Source organism: Micromonospora sp. NPDC049151, from assembly GCF_040648395.1.
In the GTDB taxonomy this organism is placed as follows: Bacteria; Actinomycetota; Actinomycetes; order Mycobacteriales; family Micromonosporaceae; genus Micromonospora.
The window spans coordinates 80427-103042 of the sequence record NZ_JBEZDP010000022.1 but is presented as its reverse complement, the minus strand read 5'-3'; the positions used below and the strand labels follow the sequence as shown (position 1 = coordinate 103042).

Annotated in this window: 30 protein-coding genes and 1 tRNA gene; 17 read left to right on the top strand and 14 right to left on the bottom strand. The window is 73.3% G+C overall.

Translation table 11 applies throughout. The annotated features are described in order from the left end of the window. Positions 1 to 343 precede the first annotated feature (343 nt). Positions 344 to 862, top strand: a complete 519-nt coding sequence (locus tag AB0B20_RS23210) for a DUF6232 family protein (protein ID WP_357386208.1) — start codon at positions 344 to 346, stop codon at positions 860 to 862. Between the two features lie 7 nt (positions 863 to 869). Here the strand turns inward: AB0B20_RS23210 and AB0B20_RS23205 are convergent, their stop codons facing one another. Beyond that, positions 870 to 1199: a DUF3817 domain-containing protein gene (locus tag AB0B20_RS23205; RefSeq protein ID WP_357386210.1), complete on the bottom strand. Its 330-nt coding sequence runs from the start codon at positions 1197 to 1199 to the stop codon at positions 870 to 872. A gap of 25 nt (positions 1200 to 1224) precedes the next feature. Next, on the bottom strand, positions 1225 to 1698 hold the full coding sequence (locus AB0B20_RS23200; protein ID WP_357386212.1) for a hypothetical protein: 474 nt from the start codon (positions 1696 to 1698) through the stop codon (positions 1225 to 1227). Positions 1699 to 1822: 124 nt separating this feature from the next. On the opposite strand from AB0B20_RS23200, the gene AB0B20_RS23195 reads away from it, so the two are divergent. From AB0B20_RS23195 to AB0B20_RS23185, 3 genes are read left to right on the top strand one after another with little or no spacing between them, the layout of a single operon-like run. Then, on the top strand, positions 1823 to 2116 hold the full coding sequence (locus AB0B20_RS23195; RefSeq protein WP_357386213.1) for a DUF6158 family protein: 294 nt from the start codon (positions 1823 to 1825) through the stop codon (positions 2114 to 2116). Continuing rightward, positions 2116 to 2433 (top strand): SRPBCC family protein, encoded by a 318-nt coding sequence (locus AB0B20_RS23190; RefSeq protein WP_030502250.1) that lies wholly within the window; start codon positions 2116 to 2118, stop codon positions 2431 to 2433. Before AB0B20_RS23195 ends, AB0B20_RS23190 begins: the two co-directional genes overlap by 1 nt. A gap of 34 nt (positions 2434 to 2467) precedes the next feature. Beyond that, entirely contained in the window at positions 2468 to 3010 is a 543-nt protein-coding gene (locus tag AB0B20_RS23185) for a DUF1360 domain-containing protein (protein WP_357386216.1), read from the top strand. Between the two features lie 62 nt (positions 3011 to 3072). Here the strand turns inward: AB0B20_RS23185 and AB0B20_RS23180 are convergent, their stop codons facing one another. From AB0B20_RS23180 to AB0B20_RS23170, 3 genes are read right to left on the bottom strand one after another with little or no spacing between them, the layout of a single operon-like run. Beyond that, positions 3073 to 3282: a hypothetical protein gene (locus AB0B20_RS23180; RefSeq protein ID WP_354871007.1), complete on the bottom strand. Its 210-nt coding sequence runs from the start codon at positions 3280 to 3282 to the stop codon at positions 3073 to 3075. Between the two features lie 25 nt (positions 3283 to 3307). Next, a complete protein-coding gene (locus tag AB0B20_RS23175; protein ID WP_269704453.1) occupies positions 3308 to 3532 on the bottom strand; it encodes a hypothetical protein in 225 nt (74 codons plus the stop codon). A gap of 49 nt (positions 3533 to 3581) precedes the next feature. Then, positions 3582 to 4682 carry a 3-deoxy-7-phosphoheptulonate synthase gene (locus AB0B20_RS23170; RefSeq protein ID WP_357386372.1) on the bottom strand — a complete coding sequence of 367 codons (1101 nt, stop codon included), beginning with the start codon at positions 4680 to 4682 and terminating at the stop codon, positions 3582 to 3584. Between the two features lie 251 nt (positions 4683 to 4933). On the opposite strand from AB0B20_RS23170, the gene AB0B20_RS23165 reads away from it, so the two are divergent. After that, the gene (locus tag AB0B20_RS23165) at positions 4934 to 5155 is read left to right on the top strand and encodes a hypothetical protein (RefSeq protein ID WP_354871002.1); all 222 of its coding nucleotides are present in this window, start codon (positions 4934 to 4936) and stop codon (positions 5153 to 5155) included. Here the strand turns inward: AB0B20_RS23165 and AB0B20_RS23160 are convergent. Then, a complete protein-coding gene (locus AB0B20_RS23160) occupies positions 5130 to 5843 on the bottom strand; it encodes a phosphodiesterase (protein ID WP_357386218.1) in 714 nt (237 codons plus the stop codon). The two genes, AB0B20_RS23165 and AB0B20_RS23160, sit on opposite strands and share 26 nt — an antisense overlap. 85 nt (positions 5844 to 5928) lie before the next feature. Between AB0B20_RS23160 and AB0B20_RS23155 the strand changes: the two genes are divergently transcribed. The 6 genes from AB0B20_RS23155 (at position 5929) to AB0B20_RS23130 (ending at position 12772) form a co-directional block, all read left to right on the top strand. Beyond that, a complete protein-coding gene (locus tag AB0B20_RS23155) occupies positions 5929 to 7218 on the top strand; it encodes a pitrilysin family protein (protein ID WP_357473334.1) in 1290 nt (429 codons plus the stop codon). Then, positions 7218 to 8561, top strand: coding sequence for a pitrilysin family protein (locus AB0B20_RS23150; protein ID WP_357386222.1), 1344 nt, complete (start codon positions 7218 to 7220; stop codon positions 8559 to 8561). The genes AB0B20_RS23155 and AB0B20_RS23150 overlap by 1 nt, the downstream gene beginning before the upstream one ends. Before the next feature lie 97 nt (positions 8562 to 8658). Then, positions 8659 to 9681 carry an aspartate-semialdehyde dehydrogenase gene (locus tag AB0B20_RS23145; protein WP_357386224.1) on the top strand — a complete coding sequence of 341 codons (1023 nt, stop codon included), beginning with the start codon at positions 8659 to 8661 and terminating at the stop codon, positions 9679 to 9681. Positions 9682 to 9762: 81 nt separating this feature from the next. Then, a complete protein-coding gene (locus tag AB0B20_RS23140) occupies positions 9763 to 10179 on the top strand; it encodes a CBS domain-containing protein (RefSeq protein ID WP_357386226.1) in 417 nt (138 codons plus the stop codon). A 161-nt stretch (positions 10180 to 10340) separates the two neighbouring features. After that, positions 10341 to 10712: an SCP2 sterol-binding domain-containing protein gene (locus AB0B20_RS23135; RefSeq protein ID WP_357473331.1), complete on the top strand. Its 372-nt coding sequence runs from the start codon at positions 10341 to 10343 to the stop codon at positions 10710 to 10712. Then, positions 10712 to 12772 carry a glycogen debranching N-terminal domain-containing protein gene (locus tag AB0B20_RS23130; protein WP_357473328.1) on the top strand — a complete coding sequence of 687 codons (2061 nt, stop codon included), beginning with the start codon at positions 10712 to 10714 and terminating at the stop codon, positions 12770 to 12772. Before AB0B20_RS23135 ends, AB0B20_RS23130 begins: the two co-directional genes overlap by 1 nt. A gap of 47 nt (positions 12773 to 12819) precedes the next feature. Here the strand turns inward: AB0B20_RS23130 and AB0B20_RS23125 are convergent, their stop codons facing one another. Then, positions 12820 to 13209 (bottom strand): VOC family protein, encoded by a 390-nt coding sequence (locus tag AB0B20_RS23125; RefSeq protein ID WP_357386232.1) that lies wholly within the window; start codon positions 13207 to 13209, stop codon positions 12820 to 12822. 77 nt (positions 13210 to 13286) lie between these two features. Here AB0B20_RS23125 and AB0B20_RS23120 point away from each other — a divergent pair, with 77 nt between their 5' ends. After that, the gene (locus AB0B20_RS23120) at positions 13287 to 14039 is read left to right on the top strand and encodes a lysophospholipid acyltransferase family protein (protein ID WP_357386234.1); all 753 of its coding nucleotides are present in this window, start codon (positions 13287 to 13289) and stop codon (positions 14037 to 14039) included. Positions 14040 to 14079: 40 nt separating this feature from the next. On the opposite strand, the gene AB0B20_RS23115 is transcribed toward AB0B20_RS23120, so the two are convergent. From AB0B20_RS23115 to AB0B20_RS23100, 4 genes are all read right to left on the bottom strand, one after another. Next, a complete protein-coding gene (locus AB0B20_RS23115; RefSeq protein WP_357386236.1) occupies positions 14080 to 14823 on the bottom strand; it encodes a hypothetical protein in 744 nt (247 codons plus the stop codon). A gap of 74 nt (positions 14824 to 14897) precedes the next feature. Next, positions 14898 to 15614, bottom strand: coding sequence for a response regulator transcription factor (locus AB0B20_RS23110; protein WP_357386238.1), 717 nt, complete (start codon positions 15612 to 15614; stop codon positions 14898 to 14900). Further along, entirely contained in the window at positions 15584 to 16729 is a 1146-nt protein-coding gene (locus AB0B20_RS23105; RefSeq protein ID WP_357473351.1) for a hypothetical protein, read from the bottom strand. Before AB0B20_RS23105 ends, AB0B20_RS23110 begins: the two co-directional genes overlap by 31 nt. Positions 16730 to 16769: 40 nt before the next feature. Next, complete coding sequence (locus tag AB0B20_RS23100) at positions 16770 to 17945, bottom strand: ATP-binding protein (protein WP_357473323.1); 1176 nt, start codon at positions 17943 to 17945, stop codon at positions 16770 to 16772. Between the two features lie 257 nt (positions 17946 to 18202). Between AB0B20_RS23100 and AB0B20_RS23095 the strand changes: the two genes are divergently transcribed. The 3 genes from AB0B20_RS23095 to AB0B20_RS23085 all read left to right on the top strand — a co-directional run bounded on the left by AB0B20_RS23095 (position 18203) and on the right by AB0B20_RS23085 (position 19995). Continuing rightward, positions 18203 to 18643, top strand: coding sequence for a hypothetical protein (locus AB0B20_RS23095; protein WP_357386242.1), 441 nt, complete (start codon positions 18203 to 18205; stop codon positions 18641 to 18643). Next, positions 18640 to 19041, top strand: a complete 402-nt coding sequence (locus AB0B20_RS23090) for a pyridoxamine 5'-phosphate oxidase family protein (protein ID WP_357473320.1) — start codon at positions 18640 to 18642, stop codon at positions 19039 to 19041. The genes AB0B20_RS23095 and AB0B20_RS23090 overlap by 4 nt, the downstream gene beginning before the upstream one ends. A 108-nt stretch (positions 19042 to 19149) precedes the next feature. Beyond that, positions 19150 to 19995, top strand: a complete 846-nt coding sequence (locus AB0B20_RS23085) for an aminopeptidase (protein ID WP_357473317.1) — start codon at positions 19150 to 19152, stop codon at positions 19993 to 19995. A 28-nt stretch (positions 19996 to 20023) separates the two neighbouring features. Here AB0B20_RS23085 and AB0B20_RS23080 read toward each other — a convergent pair whose 3' ends face one another. Beyond that, a complete protein-coding gene (locus AB0B20_RS23080; RefSeq protein ID WP_357386248.1) occupies positions 20024 to 20383 on the bottom strand; it encodes a MerR family transcriptional regulator in 360 nt (119 codons plus the stop codon). A 74-nt stretch (positions 20384 to 20457) separates the two neighbouring features. Here AB0B20_RS23080 and AB0B20_RS23075 point away from each other — a divergent pair, with 74 nt between their 5' ends. Then, on the top strand, positions 20458 to 21186 hold the full coding sequence (locus AB0B20_RS23075) for an SDR family oxidoreductase (protein ID WP_357473314.1): 729 nt from the start codon (positions 20458 to 20460) through the stop codon (positions 21184 to 21186). 31 nt (positions 21187 to 21217) lie between these two features. Here AB0B20_RS23075 and AB0B20_RS23070 read toward each other — a convergent pair whose 3' ends face one another. Then, entirely contained in the window at positions 21218 to 21715 is a 498-nt protein-coding gene (locus AB0B20_RS23070) for a hypothetical protein (RefSeq protein ID WP_357473311.1), read from the bottom strand. A 172-nt stretch (positions 21716 to 21887) separates the two neighbouring features. Between AB0B20_RS23070 and AB0B20_RS23065 the strand changes: the two genes are divergently transcribed. Next, a complete protein-coding gene (locus tag AB0B20_RS23065) occupies positions 21888 to 22310 on the top strand; it encodes an Imm10 family immunity protein (RefSeq protein WP_357473308.1) in 423 nt (140 codons plus the stop codon). A gap of 86 nt (positions 22311 to 22396) precedes the next feature. Here AB0B20_RS23065 and AB0B20_RS23060 read toward each other — a convergent pair. Next, positions 22397 to 22469, bottom strand: a tRNA-Arg gene (locus AB0B20_RS23060). Between the last annotated feature and the right edge of the window lie 147 nt (positions 22470 to 22616).

Genomic DNA, 22616 nt, shown 5'->3' with positions numbered 1-22616 from the left:
GGTGAATGGCTGTCGACCGGGCCGACCTGGACAACCTAACCCGTGATCGCAGTGACCGGGAGTTCAAGCAGGGGCGAAAGTTGGCAAAGTGGCGGAAAGTGACGAGAGGGAGTCGGTGGGTGGATGAGGCGACTCGCCCGATTCGTCGTTCTGGGCGGATGTAGCCAGGCAACGGCGGGCAAAGTCACGACAAAGACGGAAATCGCTCTCTGTTTCCGGCTGGCACGGCCGGGCCGACGAGCCGCGCGAGCGCCGAAAGCCCGAGGTCAGGTGGCGCAAGGCGACCACAATGAAGCCCGGACGGGAAATCCCACCACGGGATCCCTGCTCCCGGGAGGCCGCCGTGCAGACCGACCGCTCCGCCACCCAGCCGCCCCGTTCGCCGCGACCGGCCGCACCCAGGCTGCTCTACGCCCGGCCGGGCATCGTCGTCACCGCCGAGCGTTTCACCGTCGGCCGCAACACCTGGCCGGTGGCCGGGATCACCCAGCTCCGGACCGACCGCGGGCCGCACGACCGGCTCGCCGTCCGGGCCGTCGTCGTGTCCGCCGCGATGCTCGCCGCTGTCGGCCTGCTGCTCGGGTTCACCGGCGGCCTGCACCGGCTCACCGCCGGGGCGTACCTCGTGCTCGGCGCGGTCGGGCTGGTGCCGCTGCTGCTCGTGCTGATCGGCGACCGCGTGCGGCCCCCGGCGCACGAGCTGTGGGGCCGGGTGGACGGCACCGAGGTGCTGCTGTTCAGCAGCGACGACGAGCGGCAGTTCGGTCAGGTCGCCCGCGCGCTGGGGCGGGCCCGGGAGGCGTCGCGGCTGGGCGGCTGGGCCGACCCGCCGGCGGCCGAGCCGTGGCGGCCGGCCCGATGAGCCGCGGTCAGCCCGCGACCGGCTCCGGGGTACGCGACCGGCTCTCGGCGGCCACCCAGTGGCTCACCCGACGCTCGGCGTAGAACGAGACGAACGGCACGGTGCCGGCGAGCATCACCAGCAGCATCCGCTTCAGCGGCCAGTCCGCCCGGCGGGACAGGTCGAAGGTGAGCGCCAGATAGAGCATGTACAGCCAGCCGTGCGCCACGCCGACCACGGCCACCACGCTCGGGTTGTCGAAGCCGTACTTCAGCGGCATCCCGATGAGGACCAGCACCACGAGCGCCACGCCCACGATCCAGGCGATCACGCGGTACCGGGTAAAGGCTCCGCCCACCGTCGTCCGTCCTTCCGCACCGGCCTCAGCCGGGATAGTCGCCGGGCCGGGCGCCCGGATTGGCGTTCAACCAGGATAGGTAGCGGTTGTACGCGGCCAGCTCGGCGTCGTCCGCCCCGTCGGCCGGAGCGGCAGGCACCCGCACGACGCGCACCGGCCGGCGTACCGCCGGGGTGGCGGTGGCCGGCCCGGCGCCGGCGGTCACCGACGGCGGGCGACCGGAAGGCGACGCCGCGTCGTCCGACGGCGCGGGGCCGTCCGACGGCGAGGCGGCATCCGGTGCCGGATCGGCGGCGCGCAGCGTCTGACGGACCTCACGCCACCAGACGAAGACCACGAAGGCGGCGAACACCGGCCATTCGATCGCGTAACCGAAGCTGAGCGCGTTCCCCCCGGCGGCGCGGGTGACCTGCCACCAGCCCAGCCCGAGGAAAGCCACCACGAGCACGACCATGGCCACGTGGCGGACGATCCACGCCGGTGTCCAGAGCCGATTCATGCAGACGAGAGTACCGGGGCCACCGGGTGTCTCCGACACGGCGTCGTAGTCCGGGCGGTGGTTTGGTGACACTCCCGCTGGGCATCCGGACAGGTGCCAACCCGAACGAGACGAGGGGGCGACGATGACCGAATCGGTACGCCGGGACGCGAGCCCGGAACAGCGGGTCGCGGAGTGGGACGGCGACCACGCCCGTACCGTCGACGGCGAGCAGCTCGGGGTGGACCCGGTGGAGCTGGGCGACGACGACCTGATCCGGGAGATGCAGAGCCTGCACCGCACCCGGCTGGACACGCTGCGGCACGCCACCGACTCGGCGCTCGCCAACCACCTGCGGCGCACCGCCGAACTGGAGACGGAGTACCTGGCCCGGCACCCCGGCCGGGAGGTCGACCCGAGCCGGCTGCGGGACGCCTGATGGCCAGCCACGCCGAGCGCGGCATGTCCGCACCGCCGGAGGTGGTGTTCAACACGGCGACCGACCCGGACCGCTCCTCGGCCTGGCTGCCCGAGCGGCTGCGCAACTCCGGCACCTGCCGGGTGGAGGTCGTCGACGCCGACGACATGCGGGCCCGGTGGAGCGCCGCGGACTGGTCCGCCGAGATCGACGTGGAGCCGGCCGGCGCGGGCGGCGCCCGGGTACGGCTGGACCTGGCCGGGCCGGACCACGACCTGGCCGACGAGATCCTGGCCAACCTCGACCGCGAGGTGGCCGACAACCTGACCGCCGGATGAGCCCGGCCCGCACGACTAGGACGAGGAGGCCGGGTTGACCGGGAGTGGCCTGAAGCAGAAGGTGGCGCGCCTGCGCCAGGCGTACGCGCCGCACGAGCATCGGCCGCTGGAGGGCTACCTCAAGGCGATGGGCACGTACGCCGGGGTGACCGCCGCGATCGTGGGCCTGGTCCGGGCGACCGGCCGGCCGGTGCCCGAGCGGCCCACGCCCGCGGACGTGGTGCTGCTCTCGATCGCCACGCACAAGCTCAGCCGGCTGCTGTCCAAGGACGCGATCACCAGCCCGCTGCGGGCGCCGTTCACCCGCTACGACCACCCGATCGGCAGCGGCGAGGTGATGGAGCAGGTCCGCGACGAGGGCAGCCCGACCCGGCACGCGCTCGGCGAGCTGGTGAGCTGCCCCTTCTGCCTGGCGGTCTGGGTGGCCACCGGGCTGACCGGCGGCCTCGTGCTGGCGCCCCGGCTGACCCGGCTGGTCGCCACCGCGCTGACCGCCGTGGCCGCCTCCGACTTCCTTCAGATGGGGTACGCGGTCGCCCAGCAGGCGGCCGAGGGTGGTCGCCACCACCAGGAGTGAGAAGCAGACACGGAAGAGGGCCGGCGTTCGCGCCGCCGGCCCTCTTCCGTGCCTCCCACCCGTCAGGTGGGGGTGGTGCCGTGGTCCTCGCCGGCCCAGCCGCGCGACGCCTCCGGCTCCCGCTCGTCCTCGTCCTCCCCGGTGACGATCTCCCGGTCCACGGCGGTGCGGTCGTGCTCGTTGGCGAAGTCCGGCTCGGGCAGGGTGTCGACGCCCTCCGGGGGCTGGCCGAGCGCCGCCAGGTGCTCGTGGTCGGGGTTGCGGTCGGTCATGTCGCGTCCTCTCGTCGGCGGGGGCTCAGGCGACCGTGCCGCCCAGCAGGTCGGCCGCCTCGTCCGCCGCGTACTCGCCCTCGGGGAGCGCGGCGATCCGGGTGAGCAGTTCCGCGGGGAGTTCGGCGGCCACCGCCCGGCGGTAGATGTCCGCCTGGGTGATCCGCTCCTGGCCGTGGTAGATGTCGTCGAGCAGGTCGTCGAGCGGCCTGGTGTCGGGCTGCTCGGTAACGGGCGCGTCATCGGTCACGCCGACCACCTACCCGGCCCCGAACCGGTCAAACTCGCCCCAACCCCGCTCAGGTCCGCGCCGGGAGCGTGGCCCGGCGGGCCCGGACGGCCTGGGCCAGGTGCTCCAGGACCTCGGCCGTGGTGTCCCAGCCGATGCAGGCGTCGGTGACCGACTGGCCGTACGCCAGCTCCCGGGTCGGGTCCAGGTCCTGCCGGCCGGGGGCCAGGAAGCTCTCCAGCATGATCCCGGCGATCCCGCGCTGACCGGCGGCGAGCTGGGCGGCCACGTCGGCGGCGACGAGCGGCTGGTTGCGGTGGTCCTTGCCGCTGTTGGCGTGGCTGGCGTCGACCACCACGCGTTCCGGCAGGCCCGCGGCGCGCAGCAGCTCCAGCGCCCCGGCCACCGACTCCGCGTCGTAGTTCGGCCGGCCGCCCCCGCCGCGCAGCACCAGGTGGCCGTCCGCGTTGCCCCGGGTGTGCATGATCGCCGGGGTGCCGGAGACGTCGATGCCGGGGAAGACGTGCGGCACCCCGGCGGCCCGGATCGCGTCCACCGCGGTGGCGATGCTGCCGTCCGGCCGGTTCTTCATGCCGATCGGCATGGACAGCCCGGAGGCGAGCTGCCGGTGCACCTGGCTCTCCACGGTCCGCGCCCCGATCGCGCCCCAGGCCACCGTGTCCGCGATGTACTGCGGGGTGATCGGGTCGAGGAACTCGCAACCCACCGGCAGGCCCAGTCGCAGCACGTCCAGCAGGAGCGCCCGCGCGGTACGCAGGCCGGTGTTCACGTCGCCGGAGCCGTCCAGCGCCGGGTCGTTGATCAGGCCCTTCCAGCCCACCGTCGAACGCGGCTTCTCGAAGTAGACACGCATGACCACGAGCAGGTCGTCGGCGACCCGCTCGGCGGCCTCGCGCAGCCGGCCCGCGTACTCGAGGGCGGCGGCCGGGTCGTGCACGGAGCAGGGGCCGACGACGACGAGCAACCGGTCGTCCTCGCGGTCCAGTACCCGGCCGACGGCCCGGCGGCCCGCCACGACGGCCTCGGCCAGCGGGGTGTCGAGCGGCAGGTGATGGTGCAGCAGGGCCGGGGTGGTCAGCGGCACCACACGGTCGATGCGCTGGTCGATGACCCGATGGGCATCCTGGGGGGAGGTGGTCACGGTGGGGATCCTTCCGCCGACCGTGCCCCCGTGCCGGCGCCCGGGGATCGAGCCGGCTGCTCGCGTGCGAAAGGCAAGGAAACGATCCCTGCCCGGCCGGCTCGAAGAGGAAGTGACGTCAGCTCATGGTCGAGTCACCGGCTCCTCCAGCCGGCTTCCTAAACCATCGATACGACCGCGTCACGTCGGCCAGCCTACCCGACGCGCGCCGGAAAGCCCGCTGTCGTTCCGAAGTGCGGAACGCGGGGTATGAGAGCGCCATGACCACGAGCCACGACCCGAGTGATCAGGAACGAATCGAATCCCGAGCGCATCTGTTGCCGGAGGAGGCGGCGGCGGGCAGCGACGACGCCGAGGCGCAGGCCGACGCGATCCTCGCCGAGTCCGACATCCGCGAGGCGGACCAGAACGCCGCCCCCGACACGGTGCTGGAGCACCGCACCTCCGAGCAGACCGTCACCCCCATCGAGCCGCCCGACTGAGCCCCGCACCCCGGGCCCGGCGGGACCCCCGGTAGCTGTCGTCCCGCAGCCGGGCCAGCGGGCCGGTCAGTCGCAACCCCGGCGGTACGTTGCCGACCGGATCGAACGCGAGCGCGGCGTCCTCGGCGGCGCCGCGCTCGTCGTCGAGGCGTACCTCGCCGAACGGCCGCCAGCGGCCCACCGTCGAGGCCACCGCGAGCACCAACCGGGCCTCGCCGCCCGCCACCACCGCGCCCGCCCCGGCCAGGCCACGGCCCAGGTCCGGTGAATCCGGGTCGGCCAGCACGGCCAGGAACAGCCGCCGCCCGCCGGCCCGGAACGGCATGATCGACGTGTACGTCCCGGTGAGGCGCCGCCGGGGCAGCGGCAGGTTCCGCAGCACCGGCGCGGCGCAGCTGGAACTCCACAGCAGGTCCACCGGGGGCTCCGGGTCGCGGTGCAGCCGTACCGCCACGCCCAGCACGTCCGGCCAGGCGCCCGGCGTCGGCACGCCCTTGGAGAGGCGGATCGTGGCCGGCCACCGGCCGGGTGAGTCGAGCAGCGGCACCCCGGTCGGCGGCCCCGGCGTACCCCAGATCCGGGCCTCGCCGCCGAACGTGCGCCCGGCCGGGTGCAGCAGCCGGGCGTGCCGGAGCCGGGCCAGCGCGGCGGCGGCGCGCTCGACGGCGGAAGACGTGGTGGTGGCCATGCCCGCACGGGTACCCCGGCGCGCACCGACGATGCTCCGGCGTGCGTGTCACCTTTCCGCCTCCGAGATCGGATAGCGTCGTCTCATGCCCGACAGCGGTTTCCCCTGGCCGATCGAGACGACCCGACTGGACAACGGCCTGCGTGTGGTGGTGAGCGAGGACCGCACCGCCCCGGCCGTGGCGGTCAACCTCTGGTACGACGTGGGCTCACGCCATGAGCCGGCGGGACAGACCGGCTTCGCCCACCTCTTCGAGCACCTCATGTTCGAGGGCTCGGTCAACGTGGCGAAGACCGAGCACATGAAGCTGATCCAGGGCGCGGGCGGCTCGCTCAACGCGACCACCAACCCGGACCGGACCAACTACTTCGAGACGGTCCCGGCCGAGCACCTGGAGCTGGCGCTCTGGCTGGAGGCCGACCGGATGGGCGGGCTGGTGCCGGCGCTGACCCAGGAGACGCTGGACAACCAGCGCGACGTGGTCAAGAACGAGCGCCGGCAGCGCTACGAGAACGTGCCGTACGGCGACGCCTGGCTGCGCCTGCTGCCGCTGCTCTACCCGCCCGGCCACCCGTACCACCACGCCACGATCGGGTCGATGGCCGACCTGAACGCCGCCGACCTGGCCACCTTCCAGGAGTTCCACAGCACCTACTACGCGCCGAACAACGCGGTCCTCACGGTGGCCGGCGACACCACGGCGGCGGAGGTGTTCGCGCTCGCCGACAAGTACTTCGGCGGCCTGGCCGCGCGCGCCGACATCCCGGCCGCGCCGGACGGCCGTACCGTGCCGGCCACCGGCCGTCCCGCCGTGGAGACGGTCACCGCCGACGTGCCCGCCCCCCGCGTCTACCTCGCGCACCGCACCCACCCGTTCGGCACACCGGGGTACGACGTGACGACGGTGCTGACCACAGTGCTCGGCAGCGGCCGGGGCAGCCGCCTCTACCAGCGGCTGGCCGACGGTGAACGGATCGCCCAGCCGGACCTGGTCGGCGCGTACGGGGTGGATCTGGCGCACGCGCCCGCCCCGCTGATCGCCACCGCCACGGCCCGCCCCGGGGTGAGCGCGCAGCGGCTGCGCGACGGGCTGGCCGAGGTGGTCGACGAGCTGGCCACGGTGCCGGTGACCGCCGCCGAGCTGGACCGGGCCAAGGCGCTGCTGAGCACCATGTGGTGGCGGCAGATGGCCACTGTGGACGGGCGGGCGGACACGCTCGGCCGCTACGCCACCCAGTTCGGCGACCCGGCCCGCGCCGCCGACCGGCTGCCGGCCTGGCTCGCGGTGACCGCGGAGCAGATCGCCGAGCAGGCCGCCGAGCTGCTCGGCGCCGACGACCGGGTGATCCTGACCTACCTGCCCGAGGAGAAGTGATGTCGCTGATCACCACCCGTCCCGGCCCCGGCGCCGCCCGCGCCTACCGGTTCCCGCAGGTGGTCCGGCGGACGGTGGCCGGCGGCCAGGTGGTCGCCGCGCACCTGCCCGGGCAGAACCTCGCCGTCGCGCTGCTGCTGCTCGACGGCGGCGCGGGCCGGGAGCCGGTCGGCAAGGAGGGCCTCGGCGCGGTGCTGGCCAAGGCGCTGGAGGAGGGCACCGCGCAGCGGGACGCCACCGCGTACGCGCTGGCCATCGAGGCGCTCGGCACCGAGCTGGCGACCGGGCTCGACTGGGACTCGTTCCAGGTGAGCGTGCAGGTGCCGGTGGACCGGCTGAGCGCCGCCGTGGAGCTGCTGGCCGAGGCGGTCCGTACGCCCCGGCTCGACCCGGCCGACGTGCGGCGCGTACGCGACGACGAGGCGACCGCGCTGCGGATGGACTGGGCCAACCCCGGCCCGCGCGCCGACGCGGTGCTGCGCGCCGAGCTGTTCGGCGCGCAGCACCGGTGGGGCCGCCCGCTCTACGGCGACCCGGACAGCGTGGCCGCGCTGGAGGTGGACGACGTGACCGTCTTCCACTCGGAGTGGTTCATCCGCCCCGGCACGCTCGTCGTCGCCGGTGACCTGGAGCGGATCGACCTGGACGCGCTCGCCGCGACGGCGTTCGCCGGCACCGGCGGGGGACCTGTGGAACGCGGCGCCCCGATCGAGGTGCCGACGGCCGGGCAGCGGCGGATCATCCTGGTCGACCGGCCCGGCTCGGTGCAGTCCACGCTGCGCCTCGGCCACCCGTCCCCGCACCGGGCCCACCCGGACCACGTGCCGATGACGCTCGCCGGCACCGTGCTCGGCGGCGCGTTCACCTCCCGGCTCAACCACCTGATCCGTGAGGTACGCGGCTACACGTACGGGATCCGGGGCGACTTCGCCTCGTCCCGGCGGTTCGGCCGGTTCGCGGTCAGCTCCGGCGTGCAGACCGGGGTGACCGCGCCGGCGCTTGTCGAGTCGGTGGGCGAGATCTCGCGTACCCAGCTCACCGGCGTCACCGAGGACGAACTGGAGGTGGCGCGCTCCTGGCGGGCCGGGCAGCTCTCGGTCGAGCTGCAGAGCCCGCGGGCGATCGCCTCGGCCCTGAGCACGCTCGTCGTGCACGACCTGCCGGACGACTACCACGCGCGGCTGCGGGAGCAACTGCTCGCCGCGACAGTCGAGGAGGTCTCCGCCGCTGCGGCGACGTACCTGCACCCCGAGTCGCTGACCATGGTGGTCGAGGGGGACGCGGCGGTCATCCGGGACGAGCTGGTCGCCAGCGGTCTCGGCGAGGTGGTCGACCACACCTGACCGGACGGGGCGGCGGGCCTGTGATTCCCGTCGCCCCCCATCCGCGCGGTGGGAAACGTTTCCCACCCGCGCCGCCCGGCTGGGTAGCCTCGCGGGCATGAGGATCGGCATTGTGGGAGCCACCGGCCAGGTCGGTGGCGTCATGCGGCAGGTGCTGGCGGAGCGCGAGTTCCCGGCGGAGCAGGTGCGCCTGTTCGCCTCGGCCCGGTCGGCCGGGCGCACGCTGCCCTGGCGCGACGGCGAGGTCACGGTCGAGGACGCGGCCACCGCGGACTACCGCGGGCTGGACATCGTGCTCTTCTCGGCGGGCAAGGGCACCGCGAAGGAGCTGGCTCCCCGGGTCGCCGAGGCCGGCGCCGTGGTGATCGACAACTCCTCGGCGTTCCGGATGGACCCGCGGGTGCCGCTGGTGGTGGCCGAGGTCAACCCGCACGCGATCGCGGACCGCCCGAAGGGCATCGTGGCCAACCCGAACTGCACCACGATGGCCGCCATGCCGGTGCTGCGCCCGCTGCACGACGAGGCCGGACTGGTCAGCCTCGTCATCGCCACGTACCAGGCGGTCTCCGGCGCCGGCCTGGCCGGCGTGGCGGAACTGGACGAGCAGGTCCGCAAGGTGGCCGAGGGCGCCACCGGGCTCGCCTTCGACGGCGGGGCGGTCGAGTTCCCGGCGGCGCGCTCGTTCGCCCGCCCGATCGCCTTCAACGTGCTCCCGCTCGCCGGCTCGATCGTCGACGACGGCTCCGACGAGACCGACGAGGAGCAGAAGCTGCGCAACGAGAGCCGCAAGATCCTGGAGATCCCCGGGCTGAAGGTCTCCGGCACGTGCGTGCGGGTGCCGGTCTTCACCGGCCACTCGTTGCAGATCAACGCCCGGTTCGCCCGGCCGATCGACCCGGCCCGTGCCCGTGAGCTGCTCGACGGCGCACCCGGCGTGGCGCTGCGCGACGTGCCGACGCCGCTGGAGGCGGCCGGCCAGGACCCGACGTTCGTCGGGCGGATCCGGGCCGACGAGACCGTCGAGCACGGGCTCTCGCTGTTCTGCGCCAACGACAACCTGCGCAAGGGCGCGGCGCTCAACGCCGTGCAGCTCGCCGAGCTGGTCGCCGCCGAACGCTGACGCCGCCGTCGTGGGCTCCTCCGCGTTACCCCGGCTCGGCCGGCGGGTAGACCGCCGTGCCGACACCGAGAGGGGAGCACCATGACAACGGTCGGAGAGTTCATGACGACCCGGTTGGTGACGATGGACGGCAACGACACGCTCATCGCCGCGGCGCAGGAGATGCGGGACAGCGCCATCGGCGACGTGGTGGTCACCGACGGCGACAACGTGGTCGGCATCGTGACGGACCGGGACATCACGGTACGCGGCGTGGCGGAGGACATGGATCCCACCGCCACCCGGCTCAACCAGATCACCAGCCGGGACGTGGTGACCGTGAGCCAGAACGACGACGTCGTGGCCGCCGCCGACCTGATGCGCACGTACGCGGTCCGCCGGCTCCCGGTGGTCGACGACGGCCGTCTGGTCGGCCTGATCTCCATGGGTGACCTGGCGGTGGAACGGGAACCCCAGTCGGTGCTCGCGGACATCAGCGCCGACGACCCCAACAACTGACCTGTCCGCCGCGATGACGCCGGTCCCCGGTTCGGGGGCCGGCGTCGCGTTGTCCGCGCCGTGCGCCGGGCTCACCCGGTTCGGGCGAGGTTGACCCCGGGCCGGGTGGGGATACGGAGCCTCGGACAGGTGGACCGCGGATCGCGGGAGGAGTCACCCGGATGGTGGACATGACCACGAGATTCTTCGAGGACCTGGATCGGCGCGGGTTCGAGCCGCTGCTGGCCAAGACATCCGGGACGCTCCGCTTCGACCTGCACGAGGGCCCGCACACCACGCACTGGCTGCTGGAGATCGACCACGGGAACCTGCGGGTCCGGCAGGAGGACGGCGAGGCCGACACTGTCGTCGGCACCGATCCGCGCCTGTTCGCCGAGATGGTCGGCGGCGAGGAGAACCCCATCGCGGCGCTGCTGCGCGGCGACATGACAGTCGTCGGGGACCTGCGGCTCGTGTTGCAGGTCGAGCGGGTCTTCCCCGGCCCGCCGGCCTCCCGGGGACCGCACCACACGTTCGCCGGGAGGGCCGCCTGATGCCCGGCGGGAACACCGTCCGGATCCTGGACGGCAACACGTTCGTGGTGAGCCAGGACACCGGCGACATCGAGGCCACACCGAGCGAGCCGACCGGCCTGTTCTCGCTCGACACGCGGTACCTGTCGAAGTGGGTGCTCACCGTCAACGGCGAGCGGCTCAACGCGTTGTCCTACGACGACCTGCAGTACTACGAGGCCCGGTTCTTCCTGGTGCCCGGCGTGGCCACGCACTACATCGACGCGAAGCTGTCGGTCATCCGGGAGCGGGCGGTCGGCGGCAGCTTCCGCGAGACGCTGACCATCCTCAACCACGACGAGAAAGCGGTCGACCTGGAGATCCGGATGGACGCCGGGGCCGACTTCGCCGACCTGTTCCAGGTCAAGGACGAGATCCTCAACAAGAAGGGCGAACACTACGCCGAGGCCGATCCGGACCGGCTGCGCCTGGGCTACCGGCGCGGCAACTTCCGGCGCGAGACGTTCGTCTCGGCCAACCGGCCGGCCCGCTACGACCAGCGCGGCTTCGCCTGGAGCATCCGGTTGGAGCCCAACGAACAGTGGGACGCCGTCATCGACGTGCAGACGTTCGCGGTCGGCCCCGGCGGCCGGGACCTGCGGATGGGACTGCGCGCGCACGGCACCGAGCGGCTCGCGCTCCAGCACGACCTGGAGGAGTGGATCAGCCGGGCCCCGAAGCTGAACAGCGAGCACGAGGAACTCGCCGCCACGTACCGGCGGAGCCTTGTCGACCTCGCCGCGTTGCGCTTCTCGCCGCTGTCGCTCGGCGGGCAGACGCTGCCCGCCGCCGGCCTGCCCTGGTTCATGACCATGTTCGGCCGGGACAGCATCCTCACCTGCCTCCAGGTGCTGCCGTTCGCGCCGGAGATGTCGAAGACCACGCTGCGCATCCTCGGCGCGCTCCAGGGCACCCGGTTCGACGACTTCCGGGACGAGGACCCGGGCCGGATCCTGCACGAGATGCGGTACGGCGAGACCGCCGCGTTCGAGGAGCAGCCGCACTCGCCGTACTACGGCTCGGTGGACGCGACGCCGCTGTTCGTGGTGCTGCTCGACGAGTACGAGCGGTGGAGCGGCGACGGCGCCCTGGTCAAGGAGCTGGAACGGGAGTGCCGGGCCGCGCTGAAGTGGATCGACGACTACGCCGACCTGCTCGGCAACGGCTACATCTGGTACGAGCGGCGCAACACCGACACCGGCCTGGAGAACCAGTGCTGGAAGGACTCGTGGGACTCCATCTCGTACGCCGACGGCACGCTGCCGCCGTTCCCCCGCGCCACCTGTGAGGTGCAGGGGTACGCGTACGACGCGAAGACCCGGGCCGCCCGGCTGGCCCGGCTGTTCTGGGACGACCCCGCGTACGCAGATCAACTGGAACGCGAGGCGGCGGAGCTGAAGCGGCGCTTCAACGACGACTGGTGGGTCGCCGACCGGGGCTTCTACGCGCTCGCGCTGGACCCGGACGGCCGCCAGTGCGACGTGCTCAGCTCCAACATCGGCCACCTGCTGTGGAGCGGGATCGTGGACGAGGAGCGGGCGCCGAGGATCGCGGAGCATCTGCTCGGCCCCCGGCTCTGGTCCGGCTGGGGGGTGCGGACGCTGGCCGAGGGCGAGGTCCGCTACAACCCGATCGGCTACCACAACGGCACGATCTGGCCGTTCGACAACTCGTTCACCGCGTGGGGCCTGCGCCGGTACGGCTTCGCCGAGGAGGCCGCCACCGTGGCGAACGGCATCCTCGACGCGGCCACCTACTTCGACGGCCGGCTGCCGGAGGCGTTCGGCGGCTACCAGCGCGAGCTGACGAAGTTCCCGGTGGAGTACCCGACCGCGTGCAGCCCGCAGGCCTGGTCCACCGGTGCGCCGCTGCTGCTGTTGCGGACCATGCTGGGGCTGGAGCCGCACGAGGGGCACCTGGTGGTGGACCCGCGGCTGCCGGTGGGCATGGGGCGGATCGAGGTGCTTGACATCCCGGGCCGCTGGGGCCGGGTGGACGCGTTCGCCAGGGGCCGGCTCGACCTTGACGAACCGGCCGGCTGAACCGGCTCAGCCGCCGGGCGGCGGCTCGGTAACCGGCCGGCGGTGGCTCAGTGGCCCGGCGGCGGCGCGGTGTGCGCCTCGTTCGGCGGCAGCAGGCAGAACTCGTTGCCCTCCGGGTCGGCCAGCACGGTCCAGCGCGGCAGCTCGCGCACGACTGTCGCGCCCGCCTCCAGCACCGCGGCCCGCTCCTCGGCGTCGCCGACCAGGTCGAGGTGGATCCGGCCGGGCGCCGGCAGCACGTCGGCCGGGCTGATCCACAGGTCCGGACGCCGGCCGTGCGGATCACGCAGCAGCACCGCCTCGGTCGGCGCGAGCGTGCCCTCGGTGAGCTTCACCCGATCCTCCTCGACCAGCGGCAGCCCGGTGACCGCACTCCAGAACGGGGCGAGCAGGTAGGGGTCGCGGCAGTGGATGACGATCGCGGCGAGGTCGGGCATGCCTCGAACCTAGTCGCCGGCGACGGCGGTCAGATCGGCCCTACGGTCGCGTAACCTACTCGGGGTAAAGTTTCGGCATGTCGGAACTCGTGTACCCCCCTGTGATCACCGCCGCCAAGACGATGTTCCGGCTGCTCGACCTGCGTCTGGACGTGTCCGGCAGCGAGCACGTGCCGGCCACCGGCGGCGCCGTCCTCGCGTCCAACCACGTGAGCTACCTCGACTTCATCTTCTGCGGCTACGGCGCCCACCCGGCGAAGCGGCTGGTCCGGTTCATGGCCAAGGACAGCGTCTTCCGGCACAGCGTCTCCGGTCCGCTGATGCGCGGCATGAAGCACATCCCGGTCAACCGCGCGGCCGGCGCCAGCTCGTACTCCACGGCTGTCGCCGCGCTGCGCCGGGGCGAGGTGGTGGGCGTCTTCCCGGAGGCGACGATCAGCCGCTCCTTCACCGTCAAGGACCTGAAGAACGGCGCGGCCCGGATGTCGCAGGAGGCCGGCGTGCCGCTGCTGCCGGTGGCGCTCTGGGGCACGCAGCGGCTGTGGACCAAGGGCCGCCCGCGTACGCTGACCCGCCGGCACACGCCGATCACCATCATCGTCGGCGAGCCGATGGACCCGGCCGCCTACCCGGACGCCACAGTCATGACCGCCGACCTGCGTACCCGTCTGTCGGCGCTCGTGGACCGGGCCCAGCGGGAGTACCCGGACAAGCCGTCCGGCCCGGACGACGCCTGGTGGCAGCCGGCCCACCTGGGCGGCGGCGCGCCGACCCCGGAGGAGGCGGTCGAGCTGGACCGGTCCGAGCGCCGCACCCGCAGCGCCTCCTGACCGCGCCCGCGCCCGGCGACCCGCCCGCGACGGGGGAGCGTCAGCAGGCGGAGCCGGGCCGGTCGTGCGCCGGGAAGCCGGACCACGACCACCGCGACGTCTCGGCCTCCGGCGAACGGTAGTAGTCGTCGCGGGACAGGAACTCCACCGGCAGCGAGCCCGGCAGCGTCACGGTGCCGAGCGTCGGGCCGGGGGAGGCGGCCACCCGGACGGCGAGCGCGTCCCGTTCCGGCCGGGACAGGTCGACCAGGTCGGCGTTCGCCAGCCGGAAACCGGCCACCGCGCGGCGCACCTGCCGGGCCAGCGCGGCCACCGTCCCGACCGGGCCGGTCAGCGCAAGCGCGGGCTGCCTGATGGTACGCAGCGCGTCGCAGACGACGCGCAGCTCACCGCTGCCGTCGCCGATCTCGGCCAGGTCCAGCCGGGACGGCCACTGCCAGCGGATCTGCGCGCTGACCAGGCGGGACAGCCGGCCCGGGCGCCGGTGCCGGGCGTCCGTCCGGCCGTCCCGCCCGGAGACCAGTGACAGCTCGGAGCCGGTGCAGACGTACGCGATCCGGCGGTCGGTCACGGTGACCGTCGCCGGGGTGGGCAGCGACCAGCAGCGGACGTCCTCGCTCGGGCCGAGCAGATGACCGGCGACGCGCAGGCGATGCTGGCCGAGCAGGCGTTCGCCCGGCTCGGGCACCAGCTCGTAGCGCCGGTCGAGCACGGGACGGGTGGGGTCGTCGTCGGCGTCGAACCGGTGTGGCCCGACGAAGAAGGGTGTGGCGTCCTCCGGCACGGTACGACCTCCCGATGACGGTTGGCGGTATCGGAGAGCCTGCCGGATTCCCGAGGTGACTGTCATGACGCCTGTTAGGGGGTCGGCCGGTCGGCCGACGCCTGCGACCGGTAGATGCCGATATCTTCCGGTCGGACGAGTCCGTCCTCGATCGCCCGGGCGAGCAGCGCCGACTTCGTGGCGGCCGGACGACCCGCTCGGGTGTACTTGATCCGCGCCCGGTCGACGTACTGCTTCACGGTGTGCTCACTGATCTGCATCCGGCGGGCCACCGACGCCTTCGACATCGACTGGAACCACAGCAGCAGCGCCTCCCGCTCCTTGTCCGACAGGGACGGACGGTCCGGCCGGGCGTCACCGACCATCGCGCCGGCCAGCGCCGGCGGCACGTACGGCCGGTCGCTCGCCGCCGCCAGCACAGTGGCCACACAGTGCTCCCGCCCCTCGTGCTTGGCCAGGAACGCGACCGCACCGGCATCGAGCGCGGCGAGCATGGTCTGCGGGTCGCTGTGCTCGGAGTAGACCACCACCCGGCGCCCGGCCGCGCTCAGCTCGGCCAGCTTGTCCAGCACCATCCGGCCGTGCAGGCGCAGGTCGAGCAGCACCACCTCGGCGTCCGGCGCGGCGCGCAGCACCTCGTCCGGGTCGTCGCCGGTGGCGAGCACCCGCAGCCGTGGTTCGCCGGACAGCCAGGCGCGCACCCCGTCGATCACCACCGGGTGGTCGTCCACGATCGCCACCCCGATCGGGGTGCCGGCGTTCACGTCCGCCGCCAGCGGGTCTGCGTCCATCTAATCTCCCCGTCGCGTTCGTGCAGGTGCTCCACCGGCCCGTAACCGCCGGCCGCCGGCTCGTCCGGGCCGTCGTGATCCGGTGTCACCAGGCTGACCACCACCTCGTCCGGGCCCGCGACCACAGTCAGCCGGGCCCAGCCCTCAGCCGCGGCGAGCGCCGCCGTGAGCGGGTCGGCCAGCCCGCGCCGGATCTCCACCGGCAGCTCCGGTGGCGTGCCGACCGACACCAGGTCGATCGGTAGTCCGTTGCGCTCGGCCAGGTCGGCCGCCGCGCGCAGTTCGTGCAGCAACGCGTCCGGCACGTCGTCCGACTCCGCGATCAGCCGGCGCAGCCGGGCCGCGGCCAGCACCGCGCGCCGCCGTACCGCCGGGTCGGCCGGGTCGGCCGCACCGGCCGCCAGCTCGGCCAGCACCTCCTCGGCGGTGCCGCTGACCAGGGCCAGGCGCGCCTGCCGTTCGGTGCGGGCACGCTCGGCCGCCTCCTGCTCCGCCGCCACGGCGAGCGTCGCCGCGGCGGTGGCCGCCCGCTCCCGGGCCTGGGCGGTGATCGCCGCCGCGCCGACGAAGACCGCCACCGGCAGGGTGGAGGTGCCGTAGACGTACATCGCGGTGCGGCTCAGGTCGGCCGGGGTGGTCGCCCCGTAGAACACCACAGCCGCCAGCGCGATCGCGCCGTGCGCGGTGAGCATGACCAGCAGCCAGCGCGCCGGCCGCTGCCAGATCGCCAGCAGGAAGAACCAGGCCAGGCCGCCCCACACCCAGTTGGCGGTGCTGAACAGGAACCGCTCGCCGGCCCCCGTGACCACCGCCGCGTCGACCACCAGCAGCACCGCGGCCAGCGGCCCGGCCGGCGGCAGTCCGCCGCGCAGCAGCCGTACCCCCGCGCCGACGCCGACCAGCGCGGTCACCAGCCAGCCCGCCGCCACCACGGCCGGGGCCGCCATGCCCTGCCCGGCCCGCGACACGGCCGGCAACGCGACCCCCAGATGCCAGGCCGCCGCGATGACGATCACCGCGATCCGCGCGCCCTGGTCGGACGCGTGGGCCACCGCGTGCGCCTCGGGCGGGGCCGTCGGCGCTCCGGATCGCGCCGCCGCACGAGGCCGGGGCAGCGGCCGCAGCGCGGGGCCGGCCGTCGCCGCCGTGCCCGACTCAGTCGCCACCGGACCACTCCAGCCGGATCCGGGTGCCGGCGCCAGGGGCGGAAGTCACCACCGCCCGACCGCCCACAGTGCTCATCCGCCCGTGGATCGACTCGCGCAGCCCGTACCTGTGGGCCGGGACCGTCGCCGGGTCGAAGCCGGGACCGTCGTCGGCCACCTCGACCACGACGGTGTCACCCTCGCGGGCCAGGCGCAGCGCCGCCGCCGCGCCCGGCGCGTGCCGCGCCACGTTCGCCAGCGCGGCGGCGGCGCTGTCGGCGAGCGCCGTGACGACCTCCGCCGGCAGCCGGCACGGTTCCAACGTCGCGGTCACCGCCGGGCCGGGCGCACTGGCGAGCAACTCGCGCAGCCGTTCGTCCAGGTCGGCCTCGGCGGGTGCGCTCGCGGTCCGCGCCCCCGCCAGGGCGGTGAGGGTACGCAGGTCGTGCACGCACCGGTCGCGCAACGTCGCCGAGTCGGGCACCGCGCCGAGGCCGACCATGGTGAGCGTGCCCAGGACCGTGTCGTGCAGGTCGCGGTTGTGCCGCCGTTCGGCCTCGCGGGCGGCGCGCGCCACCACCGCCTCGCGGGACAGCCGCTGGTAGTCGGCGAACGCGGCGTCGGCGCGGGCGATCCGGCGGCGCATCACCGCTGTCATCACCGCCGTGCTGCCGGTCTGCACCAGCAGTGTCGCGACGTGCGCCCGCGCCTCGGCCGGGTTGCCGGCCAGCGTGGTGCCGGTGCCGTACGCGGCGGCGACCAGCAGGCCGGCCGGCACGGACCAGCGGGCCGGCGCGGTGGCCTGCGCGTTGATGATCGTCGAGCTGGCCAGCACCGCGATCCAGCTCGCCTCGCCCGGCAGCACCTCCGGCGCGACGAGCCACGGCACGGCGAGCGCGGCGGCGGTGGTCAGCGCCACGTCACCGGCGACCAGCGGGCCGTCGATGCCGTGCCGGAACGCCCGCCACGCGTACCAGACCGACCAGGCGGTGAGCACGACGACCGCGGGGATCAACAGCGCGACCCGCACCGGCGGCGTACGCACCGACAGCGCGACCACCGCGCCGACCAGGCCGCAGGTGAGCCGCAGCAGCGCCGGCAGGGTGGTGAAGATCAGGCTGAACGCGTCACCCGCCGGGCGGGCCAGCGGGGGCCGTGGCAGCGGCATGGCGGCAGCGACCGGCATCGGGGGGATGTCCTTCCGGCAGCGACCCGGCCGGGTCCGCGCGGGCTTAGATCGACGCCGGAGAATAACACGGTTTGTCGCAACTGGTCACCCTTGGTGGTTGACGAGTTTCGCTCCGCCGTAAAGTAGCCGCCCTCCGGCCCGGCGTTCAGCGGCGCGGATCCCGGGTGCGCCGTGCCGACATCGGTCGATGGCCGGCGAGAAGGGGAGGCCGGGTATCCGGTTAACGCTTGTCCGGGCCTCCTATCCTGCCGATCATGGCGTATCAGCAGCCCCCGGTCCCGCCCAAGAAGTCCAAGCGAACCCTGTTCATCGTCCTGGGCGTGGTGCTCGCGCTCTGCTGCTCCGGCGGCGTGTTCGGCGGATTCCTCCTGTTCCGCGTGGTGAAGGACGCCACCGGGCCGGCCCGATCCGCTGCGGAGACGTTCGCCGAGGCGATCGTCGACCGCGACTATCCGGCCGCGTACCGGCAGCTCTGCACCCGGGTACGCGAGCGGGTCAGCGAGGAGGAGTTCGCCCAGCAGCGGGCCTCGCAGCCGGAGTTCACCGGCTACGCCATCACCGGCATCAACGTGTCGAACAACAACGGTCTGGTGAGCGGGTCGACGACCATCCGCTTCACGCCGGAGGTCGGCAACAAGGTGACCCAGGAGTTCCCCATGGTCAAGGAGGACGGGGAGTGGCGGATCTGCGAGTGAGCCGGGCTGAGCTCGCGGCGGACGTCGCGGACCGGCTCGCCCGCGAGCGCAACGTCTGGCTCTGCACGCTGCGCCCGGACGGCTCCCCGCACGTCACTCCGGTGTGGTTCGTCCATGCCGACGGCGTCTGGTGGATCGGCTGCGAGGGACGCAGCGTCAAGGCCCGCAACGTGGCGGCCGACCCCCGCGTCTCGCTCGCCCTGGAGGACGGCGTCCACCCGGTCGTCGCCGAGGGCGAGGCCCGCGTGCACCATGCCGCCTTCCCGCCCGCGATCGTCGCGGCGTTCGCCGAGAAGTACGCGGGATGGGACATCCGGCAGCCGGTCACCACGGACGGGGACCGGGTGCTGCTGGAGGTGCCCGTCCGGCGGTGGCTGCTCGCCGGAACGGCACGCTAGTCTCGCTCGTCGACCGCCACCGCTCGGCGGCGTACGCGATCATGCCCAAGACCACCGACGAAAACGGCGGGTCCTCGCGGCCCGGATTCCTGTGCCACTCTCTCCGCCATGCGCTTGTCGTCGGGCCTGCGAGTCGCCGCGGTCGTCGCCGGTCTGCTGTCGGTCGGAGCCGCGCTGCTCGCCATGCGGGAGGCTTCGCTTCTGTGGGCGGTGGTCACGCTGGCGGCGCTGTGCGGCCACGCCCTCACGGCCTCCGGCACCCGCCGGGCGCGGTGGGGCGCAGCCGCCGGTGCCGGGCTGTTCGCCCTGGTGGCGGCCGCGAACCTGCACCGGCGTCGGGAGCAGGACGAGGGCGAGCCGCTACGGGGCCAGGCGGAGGCGCGGGCGTACCTGCTGGAGAGCTGGCAGGACGGCCTCGACCGGCAGCGGCTGACCGCGTGGGGCCTGGCTCTCGGCGTACTCCTGCTGGGTGTCGCCGTGTCGGCGGCTCCGGCGCGCGGCGGGCGGCGCGGTGTGGTGACGACGGTCCTGGCGGTGGTCGTGCTCGTCTGGTGCGTGGTGAGCGTGGCGCTGACACCCGGCGAACCGCCGCTGCCCGACCTGTTCGTGGCGGTGTGGCCGGCGTTGCTCGCCGTGCTCGTGACCGCCGGGGTGCTGGCGTCGTCCGGACGGCGGAGCGATCGGCGCGGGCTCCTCCCGGCGGGAATGGCCCTGCTGTCGGTGGTCGCGGTGTGGACCTGCGCGGATCTCGCCTCCACATGGGCGAGCTGGTGGACGTTCGTCGAGCCCGCGAAGGGCGCCTTCCTGCAACCCGGCGTCATGGTGAGCGTGGACGCTCCGGCGGCAGGCGCCCTTGAGGTGTCCTCGGCGGTGGAGATGGCTGTCGCGCTCGGCGGCGTGGGGCTGGCGGTCGTCGGCGCGCTGCGCGCCCGCCGGGAGGCCGAGGACCGCTGAGCACCCTGCCGGGTCCGGCGGGCCGCGCCTACGGGTGCGTGTCGGTGATCGCGATGACCTCGTCGAGGCGGTCCAGCGCGGCCCGGAGGTCGTCGACCTTGGCCTGGATACGCTCGCGCTCGGCGCGCAGCATGGCCCGCTGCCCGGGATCGGTGTGCCCGGAGTCCCAGCACGGCAGGAGTTCGGCGATCCTGCGGCTGGTCAGGCCGGCCGCGTACATCTGCTGGATGAAGCGCACCAGCGTGACCGTGTCCGGCCGGTAGAGGCGCTGGCCGGACGCGCTGCGCCGGGGGAGGAGAAGGCCCTGCTGCTCGTAGTAGCGCACGGCACGCACCGAGACACCGGCGTCGCGCGCCACCTCGCCGATGCGGATCAGCGGCTCGGTCACGGTGACCCCTCTCACCCCGGTGTCGGCGATCAACACTTGCCTCTGACGTCAACGTCAGGTTTTAGCGTACCGGCATGGACATCAACGAATCGGTAGCCCTCGTCACCGGAGCCAACCGCGGCCTGGGCCGCGCCTTCGCCCAGCGCCTGCTCGAACGCGGTGCCCGCAAGGTCTACGCGACCGCCCGCCGCCCCGAGACCGTCGACCTGCCCGGCGTCGAGGTGCTTCCGCTGGACATCACCAGTGCCGCGTCGGTGCGAGCCGTCGCCGCTGCCGCGCCGGACGTCACGCTGCTCGTCAACAACGCCGGGATCCAGACCGGAACCGACCTGGTGACCGGCTCGCTGGACGGGGTACGGCACGAGGTGGAGACCAACGTGCTCGGGCATCTGACGATGATCAGGGCGTTCGCACCGGTGCTCGCCCGGCACGGCGGCGGTGCGATCGTGAACGTGCTCTCCGCCATGTCGTGGTTCGGGACCAGGGGCGCCGGCGCCTACCACCTGACCAAGGCCGCCGCGTGGGCCATGACGAACGGCGTACGCCTGGAACTCGCCGACCAGGGCACGCTCGTGACGGCGGTGCACCTCGGCCTGGCCGACACCGACATGTCAGCCGGCTGGCCCGTAGACAAGATCGCGCCGTCCGAGCTGGCCGACGCGGCGCTCGACGGTGTCGAGGCGGGTTCCGCCGAGGTGCTGGCCGACCAGTGGAGTCGCGACGTCAAGTCCCGGCTGACGCTGAAGCCGGAGGAGTTCAACGCCGCGATGGACCGGGCCCTGGCGGCGCTGACGGCTGCCTGAGCGGGCTTCGGCCATCCAGTCGCGCTGACGATCACGGCTCGGCGACGTTCGACCGCCGGGCCCTGATCGTCACCCACGCCATGGTCACGAGGAGCACCACGGACACCACAGCCGCCCCGGCCACCAGCGGGTTGACGAACCCCGGCACCAACTCCGGCCCACACGTGGTGTCATGCAGTGGCCAGATGGACGACGACCCACCCGCTCGCTCCGGGTCGTACGGCATGTCGCCACGCATCGCGATCCGGCACCTGTCGTCGGGGTCGGTCGGCAAGCCGGACGCCATTCGGCTCAGTCCGTAACCGTATGTGGCGAGTGACGTCAGCACCGGCCCGGCGATCAGCAACCAGCGGACACGTCTCTGTCGTCTGGTCGGGTCGGGTGTGCTCATTCGTCTTCGCGCGTTCACCAGGAGGAGCAGACCCCACAGGGGCAGCGCCACAGCGCCGACCGCGAGCAACGGCCACGCCAGCGTTAGCAGCACCAGGACGATGTAGGCCACCATCAACGCGACCTGGGTGAACTCCATGGCGGCCACAACCTACTAGCTGTCGCTCGCGATCTGGTGCCTGTGCCCGTACCGATGGCTGTACCGCACCTGTCTTGACCGAAGGCGGGACGCCACCATTCGTACGGAGGTTGCACGGCTCCTGACCGATGAGCAAGATCAGCGGCAGGACAGCCGACCGAAGGATGACGCGATGGGCGCCTCACACGGATTCGCACCGTCGACCCTGCGCGACGTGGGTGAGGAAGACGATGGCGTCTACGTCATCGCGGTGGGCGACACCGGTGAACCAGAGTCCTGGCAACTGGCCCTGATGGAGTGCGACGAGGATGCCCTGGAAGACCCGCAGGAAATCGCCTTGGGCTTTGACACGTACTGCCTGGTGGTCGATCCGGGGCAGGCTACCCACTACGGCGGAGTCGTCGAATGTGAGGTGACCGGGACGCGGCTGAGGCTCAAGCTCACGAGCGAGGCGGCCCAGGCACTCGCGTTGCCGACCGATGCCACCTTCGGCCTGCACCTGACCGCTGATCAGGTTTCGATGCTCAAGCGTGGCCTGACCCGGGTTCTCACATCCGGCCGCAGCGACGCTCGACCCACGCTCCTGCTCAACTAGCTAGCTGCCCACCATCCGCGAACCGGAACCGTTCGGCGACTCCGTCTCAACCGGCGGCGTCAGCCGCCGACCTGCGGTGGTGGGGGTGCGCCCGGCAGGATTCGAACCTGCGGCCTTGGGATTAGAAGTCCCCTGCTCTATCCGCTGAGCTACGGGCGCGCGCCGACGATCGTCGCGCCAAGAGGGTACCGCCGCTCCCCACGTGTCCGGGGGTACGGGTCGGCGCGTCCGTTTCCGTCCCTCAGCGTCCCATGCCGGTGCCCGGACCGGCACCACAGTTCCGGCGGGTCCGGCGCGGGCCGGGCG

Coding starts and splice junctions, on each gene's coding strand:
- AB0B20_RS23140 (WP_357386226.1), top strand. CDS start 9,763: ATGACAACGGTCGGAGAGTTCATGACGACCCGGTTGGTGACGATGGAC.
- AB0B20_RS23065 (WP_357473308.1), top strand. CDS start 21,888: ATGGGCGCCTCACACGGATTCGCACCGTCGACCCTGCGCGACGTGGGT.
- AB0B20_RS23070 (WP_357473311.1), bottom strand. CDS start 21,715: ATGGAGTTCACCCAGGTCGCGTTGATGGTGGCCTACATCGTCCTGGTG.
- AB0B20_RS23145 (WP_357386224.1), top strand. CDS start 8,659: ATGAGGATCGGCATTGTGGGAGCCACCGGCCAGGTCGGTGGCGTCATG.
- AB0B20_RS23190 (WP_030502250.1), top strand. CDS start 2,116: ATGGCCAGCCACGCCGAGCGCGGCATGTCCGCACCGCCGGAGGTGGTG.
- AB0B20_RS23135 (WP_357473331.1), top strand. CDS start 10,341: ATGGTGGACATGACCACGAGATTCTTCGAGGACCTGGATCGGCGCGGG.
- AB0B20_RS23160 (WP_357386218.1), bottom strand. CDS start 5,843: ATGGCCACCACCACGTCTTCCGCCGTCGAGCGCGCCGCCGCCGCGCTG.
- AB0B20_RS23130 (WP_357473328.1), top strand. CDS start 10,712: ATGCCCGGCGGGAACACCGTCCGGATCCTGGACGGCAACACGTTCGTG.
- AB0B20_RS23120 (WP_357386234.1), top strand. CDS start 13,287: ATGTCGGAACTCGTGTACCCCCCTGTGATCACCGCCGCCAAGACGATG.
- AB0B20_RS23125 (WP_357386232.1), bottom strand. CDS start 13,209: ATGCCCGACCTCGCCGCGATCGTCATCCACTGCCGCGACCCCTACCTG.
- AB0B20_RS23155 (WP_357473334.1), top strand. CDS start 5,929: ATGCCCGACAGCGGTTTCCCCTGGCCGATCGAGACGACCCGACTGGAC.
- AB0B20_RS23150 (WP_357386222.1), top strand. CDS start 7,218: ATGTCGCTGATCACCACCCGTCCCGGCCCCGGCGCCGCCCGCGCCTAC.
- AB0B20_RS23195 (WP_357386213.1), top strand. CDS start 1,823: ATGACCGAATCGGTACGCCGGGACGCGAGCCCGGAACAGCGGGTCGCG.
- AB0B20_RS23095 (WP_357386242.1), top strand. CDS start 18,203: ATGGCGTATCAGCAGCCCCCGGTCCCGCCCAAGAAGTCCAAGCGAACC.
- AB0B20_RS23075 (WP_357473314.1), top strand. CDS start 20,458: ATGGACATCAACGAATCGGTAGCCCTCGTCACCGGAGCCAACCGCGGC.
- AB0B20_RS23085 (WP_357473317.1), top strand. CDS start 19,150: ATGCGCTTGTCGTCGGGCCTGCGAGTCGCCGCGGTCGTCGCCGGTCTG.
- AB0B20_RS23110 (WP_357386238.1), bottom strand. CDS start 15,614: ATGGACGCAGACCCGCTGGCGGCGGACGTGAACGCCGGCACCCCGATC.
- AB0B20_RS23200 (WP_357386212.1), bottom strand. CDS start 1,698: ATGAATCGGCTCTGGACACCGGCGTGGATCGTCCGCCACGTGGCCATG.
- AB0B20_RS23165 (WP_354871002.1), top strand. CDS start 4,934: ATGACCACGAGCCACGACCCGAGTGATCAGGAACGAATCGAATCCCGA.
- AB0B20_RS23180 (WP_354871007.1), bottom strand. CDS start 3,282: ATGACCGACCGCAACCCCGACCACGAGCACCTGGCGGCGCTCGGCCAG.
- AB0B20_RS23100 (WP_357473323.1), bottom strand. CDS start 17,945: ATGCCGGTCGCTGCCGCCATGCCGCTGCCACGGCCCCCGCTGGCCCGC.